The sequence below is a fragment of the Streptomyces sp. NPDC053069 genome (assembly GCF_044546895.1).
In the GTDB taxonomy this organism is placed as follows: Bacteria; Actinomycetota; Actinomycetes; order Streptomycetales; family Streptomycetaceae; genus Streptomyces.
The window spans coordinates 1-17,257 of record NZ_JBITZN010000020.1 but is presented as its reverse complement, the minus strand read 5'-3'; the positions used below and the strand labels follow the sequence as shown (position 1 = coordinate 17,257).

The 17,257-nt window shown below is 67.2% G+C and carries 16 protein-coding genes and 4 pseudogenes; 7 read left to right on the top strand and 13 right to left on the bottom strand.

The window, feature by feature from the left end:
* Positions 1-10 precede the first annotated feature (10 nt).
* Positions 11-688 carry a macro domain-containing protein gene (locus tag ACIGXP_RS34805; protein ID WP_399775308.1) on the top strand — a complete coding sequence of 226 codons (678 nt, stop codon included), beginning with the start codon at positions 11-13 and terminating at the stop codon, positions 686-688.
* 291 nt (positions 689-979) lie between these two features.
* On the opposite strand, the gene ACIGXP_RS34800 is transcribed toward ACIGXP_RS34805, so the two are convergent.
* Both ACIGXP_RS34800 and ACIGXP_RS34795 read right to left on the bottom strand, forming a co-directional pair.
* Positions 980-1,261: a hypothetical protein gene (locus ACIGXP_RS34800; protein WP_399775305.1), complete on the bottom strand. Its 282-nt coding sequence runs from the start codon at positions 1,259-1,261 to the stop codon at positions 980-982.
* On the bottom strand, positions 1,251-1,541 hold the full coding sequence (locus tag ACIGXP_RS34795) for a hypothetical protein (protein WP_399775304.1): 291 nt from the start codon (positions 1,539-1,541) through the stop codon (positions 1,251-1,253). Before ACIGXP_RS34795 ends, ACIGXP_RS34800 begins: the two co-directional genes overlap by 11 nt.
* Positions 1,542-1,820: 279 nt before the next feature.
* Here ACIGXP_RS34795 and ACIGXP_RS34790 point away from each other — a divergent pair, with 279 nt between their 5' ends.
* The gene (locus tag ACIGXP_RS34790; protein WP_399775302.1) at positions 1,821-2,918 is read left to right on the top strand and encodes a PP2C family protein-serine/threonine phosphatase; all 1,098 of its coding nucleotides are present in this window, start codon (positions 1,821-1,823) and stop codon (positions 2,916-2,918) included.
* 804 nt (positions 2,919-3,722) lie between these two features.
* Here ACIGXP_RS34790 and ACIGXP_RS34785 read toward each other — a convergent pair.
* Positions 3,723-4,328 carry a TetR/AcrR family transcriptional regulator gene (locus ACIGXP_RS34785; protein WP_399775300.1) on the bottom strand — a complete coding sequence of 202 codons (606 nt, stop codon included), beginning with the start codon at positions 4,326-4,328 and terminating at the stop codon, positions 3,723-3,725.
* A gap of 78 nt (positions 4,329-4,406) precedes the next feature.
* Between ACIGXP_RS34785 and ACIGXP_RS34780 the strand changes: the two genes are divergently transcribed.
* Both ACIGXP_RS34780 and ACIGXP_RS34775 read left to right on the top strand, forming a co-directional pair.
* A complete protein-coding gene (locus tag ACIGXP_RS34780; protein ID WP_399775298.1) occupies positions 4,407-5,627 on the top strand; it encodes an MFS transporter in 1,221 nt (406 codons plus the stop codon).
* A gap of 187 nt (positions 5,628-5,814) precedes the next feature.
* Positions 5,815-5,979: a hypothetical protein gene (locus ACIGXP_RS34775; protein ID WP_399775296.1), complete on the top strand. Its 165-nt coding sequence runs from the start codon at positions 5,815-5,817 to the stop codon at positions 5,977-5,979.
* Between the two features lie 181 nt (positions 5,980-6,160).
* Here ACIGXP_RS34775 and ACIGXP_RS34770 read toward each other — a convergent pair.
* From ACIGXP_RS34770 to ACIGXP_RS34730, 9 genes and pseudogenes are all read right to left on the bottom strand, one after another.
* Positions 6,161-6,555, bottom strand: a pseudogene (locus ACIGXP_RS34770) (transcriptional regulator); the annotation flags it as partial.
* Between the two features lie 153 nt (positions 6,556-6,708).
* Entirely contained in the window at positions 6,709-9,291 is a 2,583-nt protein-coding gene (locus tag ACIGXP_RS34765) for a DUF6185 family protein (protein WP_399775294.1), read from the bottom strand.
* On the bottom strand, positions 9,288-9,668 hold the full coding sequence (locus tag ACIGXP_RS34760; protein WP_399775292.1) for a hypothetical protein: 381 nt from the start codon (positions 9,666-9,668) through the stop codon (positions 9,288-9,290). The genes ACIGXP_RS34765 and ACIGXP_RS34760 overlap by 4 nt, the downstream gene beginning before the upstream one ends.
* Positions 9,669-9,704: 36 nt before the next feature.
* A complete protein-coding gene (locus ACIGXP_RS34755; RefSeq protein ID WP_399775289.1) occupies positions 9,705-10,145 on the bottom strand; it encodes a transposase in 441 nt (146 codons plus the stop codon).
* Positions 10,146-10,200: 55 nt separating this feature from the next.
* Positions 10,201-10,383, bottom strand: a pseudogene (locus ACIGXP_RS34750) (hypothetical protein); the annotation flags it as partial.
* Positions 10,384-10,463: 80 nt separating this feature from the next.
* A complete protein-coding gene (locus ACIGXP_RS34745; RefSeq protein ID WP_363220653.1) occupies positions 10,464-10,862 on the bottom strand; it encodes a YciI family protein in 399 nt (132 codons plus the stop codon).
* Positions 10,863-10,928: 66 nt separating this feature from the next.
* The gene (locus ACIGXP_RS34740) at positions 10,929-11,828 is read right to left on the bottom strand and encodes a virginiamycin B lyase (protein WP_399775286.1); all 900 of its coding nucleotides are present in this window, start codon (positions 11,826-11,828) and stop codon (positions 10,929-10,931) included.
* A 5-nt stretch (positions 11,829-11,833) separates the two neighbouring features.
* Entirely contained in the window at positions 11,834-12,490 is a 657-nt protein-coding gene (locus ACIGXP_RS34735) for a CatB-related O-acetyltransferase (RefSeq protein WP_399775284.1), read from the bottom strand.
* Between the two features lie 262 nt (positions 12,491-12,752).
* A complete protein-coding gene (locus tag ACIGXP_RS34730; protein WP_399775281.1) occupies positions 12,753-14,222 on the bottom strand; it encodes an MFS transporter in 1,470 nt (489 codons plus the stop codon).
* Between the two features lie 167 nt (positions 14,223-14,389).
* Between ACIGXP_RS34730 and ACIGXP_RS34725 the strand changes: the two are divergent.
* A pseudogene (locus ACIGXP_RS34725) lies at positions 14,390-14,953 on the top strand (TetR/AcrR family transcriptional regulator); the annotation flags it as partial.
* A 210-nt stretch (positions 14,954-15,163) separates the two neighbouring features.
* On the opposite strand, the gene ACIGXP_RS34720 reads toward ACIGXP_RS34725, so the two are convergent.
* Positions 15,164-15,475 (bottom strand): Tn3 family transposase, encoded by a 312-nt coding sequence (locus tag ACIGXP_RS34720; protein ID WP_399775547.1) that lies wholly within the window; start codon positions 15,473-15,475, stop codon positions 15,164-15,166.
* A 43-nt stretch (positions 15,476-15,518) separates the two neighbouring features.
* Between ACIGXP_RS34720 and ACIGXP_RS34715 the strand changes: the two are divergent.
* Together ACIGXP_RS34715 and ACIGXP_RS34710 are read left to right on the top strand one after the other, a co-directional pair.
* Positions 15,519-15,971: pseudogene (locus tag ACIGXP_RS34715) on the top strand (SAM-dependent methyltransferase); the annotation flags it as partial.
* Positions 15,972-16,560: 589 nt separating this feature from the next.
* A complete protein-coding gene (locus ACIGXP_RS34710; protein WP_399775279.1) occupies positions 16,561-17,166 on the top strand; it encodes a dihydrofolate reductase family protein in 606 nt (201 codons plus the stop codon).
* Positions 17,167-17,257: the final 91 nt, after the last annotated feature.

Genomic DNA, 17,257 nt, shown 5'->3' with positions numbered 1-17,257 from the left:
AGTGTGGAAGATGACCGTGAACCGCGTGCAGCCGCCGCTCAAGGTGGTCTTGACCGACATCAATGCCACGGTGGTGCAGGCGTGGCGGGCGGCATTCGCCGATACTCCCGGGATCGAGATCCGCAAGGGGTCGATCCTCGATGAGACCGTCGACGCCTGGGTCAGCCCGACCAACTCGCGGGGCCTGATGAACGGCGGGGTCGACGCCGTCATCAAGCGGCACCTCGGCGCGGGGATCCAACTGCGCGTACAGCGGGCGATCCGCGACCAGTTCGAGGGAAGGCTCCCGGTGGGAAGCGCGGTGTGCGTTCCCTCCGGGGCGACCAACCCGAAGTTCCTGATCTCCACACCGACGATGGAACAGTCGTCGCAGAACGTGAGCGAGACCCTCAACGTGGCTCTGGCGTGCGCCGCCGCGTTCCAGGCGATCCACCGCCAGAACAACGGAGCACCCGGCAGCATCACGTCGGTGGCACTGGTCGGCATGGGCGCCCAGACCGGCCGGGTACCGGCACGCGTGTGCGCCAACCTGATGTGGACGGGCTACACGCTGTTCAACGACTACTGCTTCGACGACTACGACAACCTGCGCAACACGATCACCGCCCAACTCGACGACATCGAAAACGCCCCCACCGAAACCCGGGTACGCATAGCGCCGCCCCATCGGGCGTCATCCCATCGGTGACCACCGTACGAACCGCCGCCGGTGTGGTGCTTGATCGCGCAGGATGCGCAGCGCCTCGACGAGCAATCCCTTCCTGCCGCGCATCCACTCTCTGTCCGCCCTCGTGCCGCTGAACGCCGCAGATCGCACTAGGAGCCACCACCAGGGCCCGTGGCCGAACGCTGGAAACATCACCAGCGTGTGCCACACAGGAGCGGGCGCACCTCCGGCCGTGTCGGGTACTGGGACCGGCACGGCCAGGCGGGACATCAGCGGGCCAGGGTGACGGTGACGGGAACATCGGGACAGCTGCTAAGGACATCCGCGAGCGCCGTCTGCTTGGCGGCGGGGGTGCCACTCCCCCGCGGCCGGGAGGTGCCGGGCTGGGCCAGTAGGCCGGACGTCGTGCCCGAGCTGGACGAGCCGCAGGACGATGCAGGCAGCCGCCTGTCGGCCCTGACCGGACTGGGTGCGGTCTTCGATGTCGGGGCTCCAGGTGAAGGCCGCGTCCTCGATGTCGGCGTGGGTGGCGTCGTTGAGATCGTCGGGGCACTCCGGGGCGGCGACGGCACCGAGCTGGGTGTCAGTGGTCACCAAGTACATGGATCCGGGAGTGGCCGCGTTGTGGGTGTGAGGTGACCCGCTTGGGACGGCGGCGGGTGGGCAGGGCACTGTCGACGGAGAGAAGGTCGTACTTCTTGCGCAGCCGGTCCTCGGTGCGCCGCCCGATCAGCTGTTGATGCGCTACAGAGAAGTTGAGGCCGAAACCCCCGCCGGCCGCCATCGCGACCAAACCGATGGACATACGCTGCTGATTGAAGTGAACGAAGCCAGACATTCGGAGCCGGCAGCCGAATTCTCGACTGCGCGACATCCCGCGAGTTCCTTCTGAGCTCTGCTGAGTCCTCGTCCCCGTGGCCGGGACGTTGTGGCCCCTTGGGAGTGTTCTTCGAGGAAAGCAGCAGGTCAGACGGGATGCGGCTGGGCGATCACAAGGACTGTGAAGGGGCCGGGCTGGTCTCCGTGCTGCCCAGGGTGGCGAGCTGGGGTGGAGTCATGGGTTTCAGCGAGGCAGGCTTGGTGCATGAGGTCGCTCTTGCGCTCACCCCCCATACCAGGAGCAGGCGGTCATAACCGGGTCCTCTTCGCGTTGATGCCGTGTGTGCCCTATCTGATCGCGCTGGCTGTGCTGGTCATCGAGCTCACGCCTGCGCACTTCATCTATACAGGTCCCTTTCTCACTGCGGTCCCGGCGCTGGCGGCGGTGACGTTGGGGCCCAGGGGCACCACTGCGGCGGCGGTCCTGGCGCTGGCGATCAGTGTGGTCACCGCGACTCATAACGGGGCGTGGGGCACCCTGCAGGTCTACAGCAACTTTCTGGCGCTGGCCCTGGTCTCCGTGGCTGGGTTCATCACCAGCCGCGCCATGCAGGAGCGCAGGCAGAAAGAGCTCGACCAGGTCCGCCGCATCGCAGTGGCGGCCCAGGAGGTCGTGCTGCGGCCCGTCCCCGCGCGCCTGGGCCCGCTGCGAGCCGGCAGCCTGTGCCTTGCGGCTGGGACGGGGGCACGGGTGGGCGGTGATCTGTACGAGGCCGTGCAGACGCGGTACGGCGTCCGGATGATCGTCGGGGACGTGCGGGGCAAGGGACTGTCCGCGGTACGGGCCGTCGCGGTGGCGCTGGGGGCGTTCCGGGAGGCCGTGCACTATGAGGACGATCTCGTGGAGGTCATGAACCGCTGCGCGGCTGCGCTGCGACGGGAAGTCGCGGTGCCGGGCGCGTTCGGGCAGGAGGTTCTGCTGGAAGGGTTCACCACGGCGCTCATCGCGCAGGTGCCGGACGAACCCGTGGTGCAGTTGGTCAACCGTGGACATCCGCCACCGCTGCTGCTGCACCGGGGCAGGGCCGCACCGTTGATGCCGGGCTTGCCGTCGCCACCTCTCGGTCTCGAAGACCTCGTCACCGACCTCCCCGAGAAGCCTGAGACCTATCCGTTCACTCCCGGTGACCGTCTGTTGCTGTACACCGACGGTGTGATCGAAGCCCGCAACCGCGACGGCGAATTCTTCGCTCTGCGGGAGGCCGTCGAGGAGATGGGCGTCGGCCCCGCCCCGCCAGAATTCCTGGAGCAACTGCACCAAGCGTTGAACCGCCACACCGGCGACGACTTGGCCGACGATGTGGCGATGATCTTGGTCGACCGGTTCGACTGCCTACCGCAGTCGCCTCCCGGTGAGTCAGAGGCGGGGTAGGTGACTGTCACACGGTCGGCTGCGAAACCACAGCTTGCCGGTCATCTTCCGCACGGTCTGTTAAACCTGCCGGTGATGAAAACCGTCGTAGTGGTCGCCTCGGGCCGGGCAACGTACGACGGACGTCCTGTGGAGGCAGCGCGGGGCGCGGTGCCGTCCAGCGCGCACCGGCCCCGCACTGTGCTGCCTTACCGGGCCGGGCGGTGCCGCAGGAACGGGGTCCCCGATATCGACCCCCTGGGGCTGGCGCGTCGTCCTGGGCTGTCGTCATGTCCTGTCCTTGTCGGCGACCGGTCTGGTGAGGCTTCGTGCTCCTGAATGACCTTCTCTGCGCTGGCGCGACACAGATCGAGCCGACGGCGCAGCGGGAAGGGCAACTGCGGGTCCGGCGCAGTCGGCGTCGATCTGGTCGAGTTGCTCTCGGGCCCGGTCGATGTGGGTGTCGATGCGGGAGATGTTCACGCACACGGGGTTGCAGCGGTTCCAGTGCGGTGTCCGCATCGACGGCACTCGTCGCCGGGGTGTGCGGGCCTCCACCCAGACACCGCCGATCCCGTCCGGGAAGTGCATCAGCTTCTGCACGCCCCGCTGGAAGACGGTTCCGGCCTCGTCGGCATCACCCTTCTACGGCGCCATGCCAGAGGAATGAGGTATCCGATGACGTTGGGCTGACGGCCGACGAGCGGGCTCGGCGCGAGCAAGTCCGGCTTGAAAGCCGCTCCAACGACGGTAATGCGCCCGTCATTGGGTTCTGACCGGTCGCCTGTGTTCCAGCGGGGGCAATGCCACTTCCGGGTGTTGCCGTCAGGGCGCTTCCGTGGACATGGGCCCCAGTGCCTGGATCGCGGTGTCGATTGCGGTGGCCAGCCGTGCGGGATCGTGGCCGGCGCGTTCCCGTACCCGCAGTCCGAGCACCGTGGTGAACAGGAGTTCCGCGGCGCCCTCGATGTCGAGGGCGGGGGGTAGTTCGCCGTTGTCGCGGCCCTCGAGCAGCAAGGATCGCAGTGCCTGCCTGGTCACTTCGAAGGCGGCCTCGGTCCGCTGACGGACCTCGTCGTCGGTGATGCCGAGTTCGGTGGCTGTGTTGACCACGAAGCAGCCCCGGCCGGGCTCGCCGCCGGTCGGGCAGGTGACCAGCCACAGCATCCAGTCCCGTAGTGCCTGGCGCAGCGGACGGCCATCGGCGCCCAGCCGTTGCTCGGCCTGGGTGGACTCGGTGGCCCGGTAGTGGTCGAGGGCGCGAAGGAACAGCGTGTGCTTGTCCTGGAACGTCCGGTACAGGCTGCTGGGCGTGAGTTTCAGCTCGTCACCCAGATCACGCACGGAGGTGGCGTTGTAGCCACGTCGCCAGAACAGCTCGGTCGCTCTGGTGACCGCGTCCTGCTCGTCGAACTGTCGGGGGCGTGCCATGCCCTTCACTCTACCGAACTTGTGGAGCGATCGCTCCCATACTAGGGTCCACCGGATATGGGAGCGATCGCTCCCAAAATGCTGAAGGAGGCGTCGGTGACAACCACAGAACGGACCACCGCCCAGGTGGCTGGTCAGCAAGCCCCGCACAAGAGCCACTGGCCGGCGGTCACCGCCGTGGCCTTGGGCACCTTCCTGCTGGTGACCGCCGAGCAGCTGCCGATCGGCCTGCTGACCGCCGTGGGATCGGCACTGTCGGTCTCCGAAGGAACGGCAGCGCTGATGGTGACGGTTCCCAGCCTGGTCGCTGCGGTCTCGGCACCACTGGTTCCGGTGCTCGTCGGCGCCATGGACCGTCGGCTCCTGCTGCTTGGTCTGATGGGGCTGATGACCCTCGCCAACGTGGCCTCCGCCCTGGCACCAGACTTCGCCGTCCTGGTGGGCTCCCGAGTGCTGGTCGGTATCGCGATCGGCGGCTTCTGGGCGATAGCCAGCGGCCTGGCCGTCCGGCTCGTGACCACCGAGCACGTGCCACGCGCCACCGCGGTCATCTTCGGTGGCGTCGGGGCCGCGAACGTGTTCGGCGTCCCGCTCGGCACTCTGGTCGGCGAATTGACCGGCTGGCGCATCGCCTTCACATCGATGAGCGCCCTGGCACTCGTCGCGCTGATCGCCTTGTTGGCCGTGCTGCCCTCGCTGGCCGCCTCGCAGGCCATCCGGCCGCGTCTCCTGGCCGAGCAGTTCCGCAACCCGGGGGTGCGCATCGGCATCATCGCAACGGTCCTCATCGTGTTCGGGCACTTCTCGGCCTACACGTTCGTGAGCCCGGCGCTGCAGAAGCTGTCAGGCATCGACGAGCGCTATGTCGGCCCGCTGCTCTTCGCTTTCGGCGTGGCGGGCATGATCGGCAACTTCGCCGCCGGCTCGGCCCTCTCGCGCAGGCTGCACCGCAGCGTGCTGACCATCGCCGTATCCCTTGCGATGGCGATGCCTCTCTTCCTGCTACTGGGCCGGACGACGGCCGGCGGCGCCATGCTGCTGATCCTGTGGGGTCTGGCCTACGGCGGCGTGTCCGTAGGCCTGCAGACATGGATGATCAAGGCTGCTCCGGAGGCGGTGGAAGCGGCCTCCGCCCTCTGGGTGGCCGTGTTCAACCTGTCGATCGGTCTCGGCGCGCTGGCCGGCGGCGTCATCATCGACACGCTCAGCCTCCAGGGCGTTCTCTGGCTCGGCGGAGCCTGCGCCCTGGCAGCCGCACTGGCGGTCTGGAGCGCCCGCACCAATCAGGGCCTGCGCTGACCACCGGACCCTGAGCCGCGCACCCGACGCTCGTGATTGAGCTCGCAAACAAGTGGCGACGAAGAAGCAGAGTTGGAGATTTTCAGGGCTCTGTTCGCAGTTCCGTGATGGCCTAGCGTCAGGCAGGGTCGGAAGCACTGGAGCCAGCGCGACGTACCGACTGGCGAATCGAGAAGAGCAGTGGCCCTTGACTACCGCGAAGGACGTTGATCGCATCGGCGACTGCTGCAAAGTACCCGCCTCTGGCTTCTCGGTACTGCGTGCTGCCCGTCCGTTCGCCTGCGGCAACAGTTTCACGGTAGCGGCGCAGCGCATCCAGAAGAGCCTCGCAACCGGCGACAATCTCTGGTGACGCTGGAGAAGTCGTTGACCCGCTCCACCCGCACATCGATCCCGGGAAACAGCACATCCTCGACCGTCTTGCTCGCCACGGCAGGAAACACCCTGCTGAAACGATCCCCCGTTCCAGCTGCTGACCTGGGGATTCACGGAACTGCGGACAGAGCCTTGAAAACGACCACGGATGCTCCCCGGTCGGACAGGACCGCTGTGGTGTACTGCCCGGTGAACGCCGCGCGCTTGACGATCTTGCGGTGCAGGTTGGTTCGGGTGCGGGAGATGACCGCCGTACGGATGTCTGGCCGCCACGTCGGCCGGGACAGCGCCCGCCAGGGCTCACCAGGTCGCCAGCCCTCACCGCGCGGGCGCTCGCGCAGCTTGCCCAGGCCGCCCTTGACGGTGGCCTTGATCGCCGAGGCGACGATCGCCAGCTCAGGGTCGCCCTCCTTATAGCCTTCCATCGCCGCCAAGAAGTCCGCCGGCGGCAGGTCCGCGCGCACGCCGAGGTCGGCCATCGTGGCGCGAGGTAGGCGTCGCACAACCGCTTGTACCAGCCGTCCAGGTAGCGACCGTTGTCATACCGCACCCACCTGCGGTGATCCGGCCACCGGCCACTTTGGGTCGCGCACGACCGAGTGACTTCGTGCGCCGGAGGGAAGGTAGCGATCACTCGCGGCTGCTCGTTGGTCCTTGGGTCGCACCGAGCCCGGTGCCCCTGCGATGCTGGGGTGGTCGCGGGTGATCAGGCATTGACGACGGCACGCCAGATTGTCACCACGGCCCCCGCCTGGATCAGCAGGAAGGCGATCTGTCCCGAGAGGCCGTGCAGCTCGTAGATCGATGCCAGTAGGCGGAGGCGTTTCGTCATGTAGGCCCGTTCGCGACTGAACGTGTCGGTGTCCATCCACATGCTCGTCAGGGTCAGCACCATGAGCATGAGAATGACGCGCAGGACTGCCTCGCCCAATTCCTTGGTTCCGAGGTTTTGGGTGAATGCGGCAAAGACGGCAGCGACCACGATGGGAACGAACCAGGCAACGAAGAGACTCAGAGCTCGCGTCGGACCGCGTTCTCCGGGCAATACTCGCCACAACGCGCCCAGAACGAGTCCCGCCCCGGCGAAGGAGATCTCCACTGCGATGAACGTCCCGATCGTATCGGGAATGCCCGTGGGTAACGTGAGGGTATATGTCCAGTGTTTGACGCCGTATGCGTTCTGATACCAGGCGAGGACCATACTGGGCAGAATTCCGAAGATAGATGCCCAGCGTGCCGCATTGAGAGCATTTCCCCACCAACGGGGGCTTGGTCCCCAGCTGAGCGCGACGTCGACCACGGACACAGGGTCCGGTAGACAGTCGTGGCCACATTGGGTGGGTCGCCAGCGATGCAGGAAGCGGAGCTGCTTCTCCAGGCTCGGTCTCGTGGTTTCCTCCGCGTGCCCGTGATCGATGAGGTGCAGCCGGTGGAGCAGCTCCCGGCAGCGCCGGGCCTCGACCAGTAGCTGCTTGTGCCTTTCCCGGTCACTCAGTTCCGCCACGACGCAATGCGTCCCTGCTTTTCGGTCCACTCGGCTCAGTACCGACCAACGGCCCATCAACTTCACCACGCCGTACAATGCGACCATGTTGAGAGGTAGCCAGAGGCCGTACACCGCCGCGACATTTCCTGGAAACTTGACTCCCCTCAACGCAACGACGATGGCAAAGATGGAGATCACCGCAACTAGATCCACACCCTCCGGGCCCAGGGTTTCTGGTTTGGTTCGGCAGTTGCTGTGGAGAAGTGCTACGAGTGCGAGGCCTGGCAGTGCCCACGTGTAGGCGTACGCCCATTGCGGGCCGCGGGATGCGAAGTCTGCGAGCTGCTGGCTCAGGGCGCTTCCATGGTCGGTCCCGAAAAGCGCGGCTGCTTCCCCCATCCAGTTGGCACGTTTCCACCTATCTTCGAAGATCAGTGCACGGCAGAGCACCACCATGGCTGCGACCACAGCAAGCGCTGCGCCCACTGCAACCATGTGCCGGAGGTGATAGTCGGGTCGGCCATCGTTCGAGGGTGAAGGATTTTCGGGCTTGGTTTCGCTCGGGGATTCTCCCAGCCTTCCTTCCCGTGCAAAACGCCAGGCCCAGGCAGCGATCGCAGTCAGCCACAGCCAAAGCACGGACAGGTCCAGCAAAACCAGTCCGGCTATTCCTAGAGTAGGGGGGCGAGTGCTGGGCACGAGATTCGGCGGAAGCCCGACGAGGTGCGGAGACAGGATTACCAGCAGTCCTACCGCTGCCGCCGCCCCGGAGGTGCCGTAGACGACTCTCTTGCGGTTCACCAACCCTCTGGGATCATCGGGGCCCTGCGTCAGTGGCAGCCATGGCCGCGCGAGAAGGACCATGGTGAGACCCGCGCAGATCCCCAGCAGGGCGCGCCCGACGTTCTTGCTGGGAGAAGAAGGCTGGATCACCAGCAGCAATGCCAAGCCAAGGGCTGCACTCAGCACGGCCCATTCCAACGCCGCGCAGGCCACCGCGCTGGAAGCGGTCCTCTCGGTGTTGTCGTCGGACTTCCCGCTGTCCCGTCGTGCCAAAGGCAACGCTGACGCGGCGAGGACAATCGAGGCACTGACCCACCACGAGGCAATTCCCAGAGAGGAGATGAAAGTAGCGCGTTTGCTTTGAGTAAGATCCCGTGGTGGCGCTATTTTGGCGAAGATGGGCGGCTTGTGTCCGCGCCATACTCTGGTGTCTTTGTCGATGCTCGATATTCCGGGGGAATCGCTTATCTCCAGTCCGCCTGGATCGATCGAGATCGTCTGCCATGAGGCGTTGGTCGAACCACTCGATGGGTTGAGGGTGATGCTCCAGTCGTTGGCTGACGGAGCCGTGACCGTCCAAGGACCCACCTCGTATTCGCCGCCTGGGTGAATCAGATTCCACGACTCGTATTGCAGGGTGGCAGGGTGTTTTTGCGTGATCTGGTGATTGATGGATCGCCACTCCGGATGCCACTCGTCGATACTTTTCGGCGCTTGGTTACTCCTTGGTAGCAGGCAGTGTAGGGCTTGTTTGTACTTGAGTGCATTCGAGCTGAGTGTCAGGCTGTCCGCAAGTTGCCCCTTCTGCTCTGGTAGCTCGATGCTTGTTATCTGCCGAACTTCAACGAACTCGAGATTTTTCCGTCTGAAGATCAGTCGGGAAGTGAAATTCGCCTTCCCGGCCTTTCGGATTTCCGAGCAGTTGGCCATGTCGGCGGCGTGCGCCTGTGCTGGTTGTGCCGCCCCCCACCCCAGCACCACGAAGGTGAGCGCAATCAATCGCCACACCAAGGAATTCATGTCCGGGATGGGCATCCGCTGTAGGGGTCGCATTGCAGGATGACCTCATAGGGGTCGCCGGCGAACTCGCTGCGGCGTGAGTGGCCGACGCTGGGGAGGAAGCGCCATTGGGAGGGCTTCTTATGGCTGGTCCGGTCCGTTTTCTCCACGTGGGTGTGGAGGGTGCGTGTGCTCGTGTCGGTCGTCTCGACCAGGGTCTCGTCGTCAGCCAAGGGGAAGTGCTCGTGCAGCAGGCACAGGCCGAAGCGGTCCAGGTTGCCGTGTTTCTCAAGTACGGCGATCAGATCCCGGACGAAGTCCGCGTCCTGCGAGCTCAGAGGCTCGGCTTCCTCGAACCGTGGGAGGCCTGACTCAGAATTCGGCTTCTGTGCGCTCACCGCCACCTCCGTCGACTACGAAAAGTACCCTCTTTGTCACTTTACGTGTGCATATGTCTGCCCGCAACGGATGGGTCTCCGGCGCAAGGACGGGGCAGTTGTCCACAGGGTCTGACGCGTCGCACTGGCTCGGTCCCGGCAGATGATCTCGGCTCCGGGGTGCTCGGTGAGCCAGGCCGCGAACGTTTCGGAGGTGCGGCCAGGCAGTACGTCCACGACCCGGCCGGCCTCGACGTCGACCAGCACGGTGCCGTAGGTGCAACCCTTGCGGAAGGCGAACTCGTCCACCCGCGGCGCACGGTGCGGCACCGTCGGCGCCGCCAGCAGCCTGAGCAGCCGGGTACGGCCTGCGACCAGCCGCAGGCGGCGGCACAGCCGCGCGGCCGGATGTCCGTCGAGCTCGATCGCGATGGACCGCAGCCAGCCTGTAAGTCCTGTGCTGGAGCGGCGGTGCCACTCGGACAGGCCCGGGGTCACAGAAGCACCGGCGGACCCGCAGCCGGACGATGACCCGGCGAGATCCCAACGACTTGTCATCCAGGACGCGTTCGTACGTGCTGTGTATGCGTATCGCCTGTTTCCGGCAGTCGGGGCACCGGCCGGGGCGAGCGGTGGACACCGCCTCCACCACAAGGACGTCGGAGGAGTCGGTGACGCGCTCCACTCGCACATCGATCCCGGGAAACAGCACAGCCTCGACCGTCTTGCTCGCCATGCTGGGACATACTCTTCCGAAACGATCCCTCGCTCAGCTCGCTGACCTGGGGATTCACGGAACTGCGGACAGAGCCATTTTCAGCGACCCTGCGGCCGGGCTCTGGGCCGTCGAGCCGGTTCCCGGCGTCGGTCGGGCGGATTCGAGGATCGGGCGGACCTCGACGGTCTCCGGGGTAGGGAGGCTCTGGCCAGTTCGAGGGCTTCCGCACGGTCGGCCACCTCGACGATGAACCAGCCGCCGAGGGTCTCCTCGCCGGCGTGCGCGGGCCCGTCGGTCACCGTCGGCGTCCCGTCGGCCGCAGTGCGCACCGTCGCGGGCGCGGTGCGCTCGGTCTCCAGGGCTTCGCCGCCGACCAGTTTCCCGGCCGCGGCGAGGCTACCGATCCAGCCCTCGTACTCCTTGCGGTACGCGGCCCGGTCGGCCTGGATCCGGCAGCGCGATTCGTCCGTCTCGAAGATCACGAGTGCGTATTTCATGGGACCTCCTCCCCCGGCCGCCGTACGGCCGACTGCTGCTGACGGTGCGGGAGAGGGGTGGTTTGTTCAGGCGGTGCTGTCCAGCGGGGCGATGCGGGCGAGTGCGCCGATCTCCAGCGCGGTCCACAGGGCGCCGTCGGGGCCGACGGTGATGCCGTGCGGTTCGGAGCGGGGGGTGGGCAGGTCGTGGACGGTGACGGAGCCGTCGGGGGTGATCGTGCCGACGCGGTTGCCTCCCCATTCGGTGAACCAGGCGGTGCCCTGTCCGTCGACGGTGACGGCGTGCGGTCGGGCGGCGCGGTCGGGCAACGGGAACTCGGTGATCCGCGCGTCGGGAGTGATCCGGCCGATCTGACCGGCGGCGATCTCGACGAACCAGAGCGCTCCGTCGTGGCCTGCGGCGATTCCGACCGGCGCCGCCGCCTCGGTCGGCAGGGGATGGAGAGTGACCCCACCGTCCATGCCGATCCGCCCGATGGCGTTGGCCTGGTTGAGTGTGAACCACATGCCGCCGTCGCGACCAGCGGTGATTGCCGAGGGAAACGCGCCGGTGACGGGCAGTGGAAACTCGGTGAGGTGACCTTCGACGGTGATGCGGCCGATGCGGTCGGCGGCGGTCTCGGTGAACCACAGCGCGCCGTCGGGGCCCGCCGCGATACCGAACGGCCCGCAGCCGGAGCCGGGCACGCCGAACTCGTCGATCACGCCGTCGGTGGTGATCCGCCCGATCCGGTCCGCCCGGTACTCGGTGAACCACAGCGCGCCGTCCGGGCCGGGTGTGATGACGGTCGGCCCGCTGTCGGGGTCGAGCCGGTGGCTCGTCGACTCCTCGCCGGGGGCGAGGCGGCCGATCCGACCGCTGTGGACGAGGGTGAACCACAGGGCGCCGTCCGGTCCCGTGGTGAGGGCGTAGGGTCCGGCCGCGTGGTCGGCCACCGTGTGCTCTTCGATGGATACCTGGGTCACGTGGGTCAAAGGGACTTCCCCTGTCCGTGCTCGGTGGCGATGCGTTCGATGTCGGCCGGGGTTCCGGCCATGATGGTGCGAGCGTGTTCGGTGACCAGGTCGGCGGGCCAGTCCCACCACGCGGCGCGCCGCAGCCGCTCGATATCGGCGTCGTCGAAGCGCTGCCGGATCGGTCTGGCCGGGTTGCCGCCGACGATCGTGTAGGGCGGAACGTCGGCGGTGACTACGGCGCCGGCCGCGATGATGGCGCCGTCGCCAATCCGTACGCCGGGCATGACAGTCGCCCGGTACCCGAACCAGACGTCGTTGCCGACGACTGTGTCGCCGCGGCTGGGCATGGCGGTGACGATGTCCAGCGTCTGCTCGGCCCACCGGCCGCCGAACATGGTGAACGGGTACGTCGAGACGCCCATGGTCGGGTGCTCGGCGCCGGCCATCAGGAAGGTGGTTCCGGTGGCGATCGCGCAGTACTTGCCGATGGTGAGGCGCTCCGGCCCGTAGGCGTAAAGGACGTTGCGGTGCTCGAAGTCCGTGGCGCCGCCCGGATCGTCGTAGTAGGTGTACTCGCCCACGGTGATGTTCGGTGAGGTGACCAGCGGGTTGAGGAACACCACGCGGTCGTGAGCGGGCAGCGGGTGCACGGTGGTCGGGTCAGGGGACAAGGTCGGGGTCCTTTGCGTGGTTGCGGGATGTTGCACACGGGCCTGGCGGGGGGCGCCGGGCCAGGGTCGGATCACCCTGGCCCGGTGGGGCTTCAGGTGTTCTCGGGGCCGGGCGGGGTGACCCACTCGATGAACTGGACGATGACGCCGCTGGGGTCGGCGGCCTGGAAATAGCAGTTCGCCCAGGGGCCTCGGTAGCGGCATGGTGATGTCGACGCCCTCGGCGCGCAGCCGCTCCTCCCGGCCAAGGCGGTTGTCACTGTCAACGGCTGTTCACGGATGCCTCGTTCGAGGTGGTGACCGCGTCTGGGCCGGTGGAACAATGCGTCACCACAGTGCCTTCCGCGGGCTTGGACCTCGCCAGCCACAGGCCGGTGAACACGGCGGTGGCCAAAGTGACGGTGCCGGCAGCGAGGAAGGCGCTGTTGAGGCCCGTCTCGAAGGAGGCGCCGCCGGATTGCCGGGTGCGGACGATGGCTCCGAGCACCGCCACGCCGAGCACCGCACCGATCTGCCGGGTGGTGCTGCTGATGCCTGAGGCGAGGCCACCTTCCTGCGGGCTGACTGCTTGGATGGCGGCGCCTGTCAGCGGGGACATGGCCAGTGCGAAGCCGATGCCGGCGAGTCCCAGCCGCCACCACACGTTCCCGTAGCCGGTGTCGGCGTGCACCATGCCGAGCGCCAGCAGCCCCAGGCCGGCCAGGGCCAGGCCGATGGTGACCACGATTCGGAAGCCGTACTGGGCGGCGAGCCGGCCCGCGTACGGGCTGACGATCACCATGGCGAGGGATACCGGCAGGGTCTGCAGGCCGGCGCGCAGGATCGAGCTGCCCTGGACGTACACGAAGAACTGGGAGAAGAAGAACGACGAGCCCATGAGCGCGAACCCCACCACGACCATGGCGGTGTTGGACACGGTGAACAGGCGCTGCCCAAACAGCCGCAGCGGCAGCATCGGAGCGGAACGGCGCGCTTCGACGGCGACGAAGGCGGCGAGGAGGATCACCGCGGCGGCGAAGCTGCCCAGGATGACCGGTGAGGTCCAGCCGCGGGCACCCCCCTCGATCAGCCCGTAGGTTAGTACCCCCACCGCCAGAACGGACAGCACCGTGCCCGGGATGTCGATCGCGGGGGCGCTCGGATTGTGCGACTCGCCGAGGTGGCGCAGGCCGACCAGCAGCAGGACCACGCCGATGGGCAGATTGACCAGGAAGATGGCGGGCCAGCCGAAGGCTTCTGTCAGCACGCCGCCGGCCACGGGGCCTGCGGCCAGACCGATTCCGCTGAGTCCGGCCCACAGCCCGATCGCCTTGATTCGTTCTTGCGGCACGGGATAGGCGGCGGCGAGCAGGGCGAGCGAGGCAGGGCTCAGCGCCGCGGCCCCGATGCCCTGCAGCACCCGACCGGCGACCAGCCAGCCGAGCGAGGGTGCGAGGCTGCACAGCAGCGACGCGGCGGTGAACACCGCCACACCGGTCAGGTACACCCGCTTGCGGCCGAAACGGTCGGCGAAGACACCGCCGGACAGCAGCAGCATGGCGACCAGTAGTACGTACGCGTCGACGATCCATTGCAGACCGGTCAGCTGAGTGTGCAGCCGGTGCTGCATATCGGGCAGTGCCGCTCCAACGATCGTGTTGTCGAGCAGGACCATGAATTGGCCCAGGCAGGTCACCGTGAGCAGCACGGCCCGGTTTGATCGACTGCCTAAGGTCGCAGGCGATGCAGCCATGGGATCCCCCTCAATCGTTGGTTGCGCCCGGTCGCGGTCGACGCGGGTGGTGATACACGCGGGTGGCGATACACCTGAGCACCCTAAAGCAGTCAGCGACTGCGTTAGGGTGACTATAGAGAGGATGATCCCGCAAACGCAAGTCGTGACTGCGTTAAGGTGTAGGCATGAACGAGCGACAGCGAGCCCGGCGGCCCGGCGGGCGCAGCGCCCGCGTCGGCGCGCAGGTGCACCAGGCCGTCACCGACCTGATCAGTGAGCGCGGCTACGGCAACTTCAGCGTCGGCGACGTCGCAGCCCGCGCAGGCGTAGCCGACAGCAGCATCTACCGGCGGTGGGGCAACCTGGAAACCCTGCTCACCGACGTGGCGCTCACCCGCCTCAATGCGCAGTCGCCGATGCCCGACACCGGGAGCCTCGCCGGCGACCTGCGCACTTACGCGGCCCAAGTGGCCCGCGAGATCACCGGACCCGACGGTCCGGCGGTGCTGCACCTGGCCTTCGCCCTGTCGAGCAGCGGTCAGCAGGGCCTGCAGGCTGGTGCCGCCCTCCGCGCCGAACGCACCCGGCAACTGCAGGCCATGCTCGATCGCGCCCGCGACCGTGGCGAGCACGCACTCGACGCGTTCGACGTGCTGGATCACATCCTGGCCCCGATGTACATCCGCGTCCTGTTCGGTATGGTCCCGCTCACCCCGGACTACATCGACGGGCTGGTCGACCGACTGCTGTGCCCTCAGCCCGGTTCCCGCGCTCAGCCCTCGGACGCGGTGCCAGGGCTCCCCGAGGTGCTCGCCGACACGCGCCCGGCCAGCTCACGCATCCGGCCCTTGTCGGGTTCGTCGGCGAGCTCGTGGGTGGAGTAATCGCCGCAGCGACGGATGTGCTTGGTTAGGCACGGCGAGACCTGCGCCCGGTCCTCCGGGCCGACCTTCTCTCCTTCATCCTTCAGCGCTGGCGGACGGTCTCGGCGATGTCCAGCGCGTTGTGGAAGATGATCGCGTTGGCCAGCAGGGCGTTGAACTTCGCGGCCTTCTCCTGCTCGGGGGGGCGTAGTCGGCGAGCATGCCGCCGTTGCCGAAGCCGAACCACTTCGAGAATTTGTTGAACGCCTCCACCTTGTTCGTCGCCGCCGTCACTCTGCGGCGCAGCGGGGCATCGGAGAGGCAGTGCAGCAGCTGGATGGTGCGGATGGCCCGTCCGACCTCGCGGAAGGCGGTGTAGGTGGCATTCTTGTTCGACCCGGAGCCCAGCCGGCGCAGCAGCAGCGTGGAGGAGATGGCGCCCCAGCGGACTCACCCCGACCGCGCACTGCGCAACGTCCACGACGTGCTCGCGCCCGGCGGCCTGTTCGCCGTCGTAGAACTGGCTGGCCATCCCCGCTTCCTGCCCGAAAACGCCCCCGAGGACAGGCCCGGCCTGGCAGAGCGCGTCCACGCCGCCGCCGATCGCCGCCCAGCAGAACACATGCCCCACCGCGGCGCCGACTGGGGCCCGATGCTGACCGCCGCCGGATTCACCGTCGAGGGCGAACGCGCCATCGCCGTGAACCTCGAAGGCTCGCGCAGCGAAGCGATCGGCCGCTACGCCGCCGGAGTCTTGCAGCGCATCCGCAGCGTCATCGCAGGCAGACTCTCCCCCGAGGACCTCACCGCGCTCGACCAGCTCCTCGACACCAGCAGCCCGCACAGCATCCTGCGCCGCGACGACCTGACGGTACGCACCGAGCGCACCGTCGGGGCCGCCCGCCCGCCGTATCTGACCACGGATGGTTCTCCCGCAGGGCAGGCCCGCCTCCGAGTCCGCGCGGTGAATGACCGGGTACGCCTTTCGTCCCGCTGGTCAGCTGCGCTTTGCGGCGAAGCCACCACCTGCACCGGGCGTAGACAGCGACTCAGTGGCTTCGGCCTGGATGTGGCTGCGTCGGCAACGCCCGGACCGGGGAGTCGGGCTGCGACAGGGTGTGGAGCAGCTGCCGGTTGTGCGCGGTCAGTTGGTTCACGGCGCGTACGAGGTGCTCGCTGGGCCAGGGCAACGATCGGCAGCGCGCCGTTGGAGTGCTGCGTGGTTCTGTGGAGGATACGGTCCATCGCCGCGCGGATACGGGCGCGTTCGTCGCGTGCGGGGCTAAATCGAGGCCAGGGCCTGTCGTGTGGATCATCCCGGCGGCGCGGGGTTTGGTGCGCACATCTGCGGACCAGACCCCCTCGGGTCGGCCAAGAGGCACCGCACTTCACAGCTGGGCTGATTCAGGCGACGCCTGCGGCTGCTCTGCGGAAGCTCCGCCGATGAGTTTCCGGCGGTTGCGCGGTCTACCCGTCGAGGAAGGGAGCGCACCATGCGCAAGATCATCGTTTGCACGTTCCTGACGCTGGACGGCGTCATGCAGGCGCCGGGCGGTCCGGACGAGGACGCTCAGAGCGGCTTCGAGCACGGCGGCTGGCAGAAGCCGGTGTCCGACGACGAGGTCGGCACGGCCATCGCCGGTTGGTACGAGTTCTCCGACGCGATGCTGCTCGGTCGCAAGACGTACGAGATCTTCGCGTCGTACTGGCCGACCGCCGATCCCGACAATCCGTTCACCAATCAGATGAACAGCATGCGCAAGTACGTGGCGTCTCGGACCCTGGCATCCGTCGACTGGCAGAATTCCACGCTGCTGGAAGGCGAGATCGTCGATGCCGTACGCAAGCTGAAAGCGTCCGACGGCGGCAACATCAACGTCGTGGGCAGTGGCGACCTCGCCCAGACCCTCATGCAGCACGGCCTCGTCGACGAGTACCGGCTGACCATCCATCCCGTGATCATCGGCACCGGCAAGCGGCTGTTCGCCGACGGAGCGATCCCCACTGCGCTGGAGCCGGTCAGCGTCTCGACGACGAAGAGCGGCACCGTCGTCGGCATCTACCGGCCGAACGGTAAGCCGAGCTACGACAGCTACTAGGTGTATTGATCACGAGCGTTGTTAACGCTGGCCGGTCTTGATCGTGGCGAAGGCCCCCGTGTGTGGTGGAGGTGTCGAATCTTCACCGCAC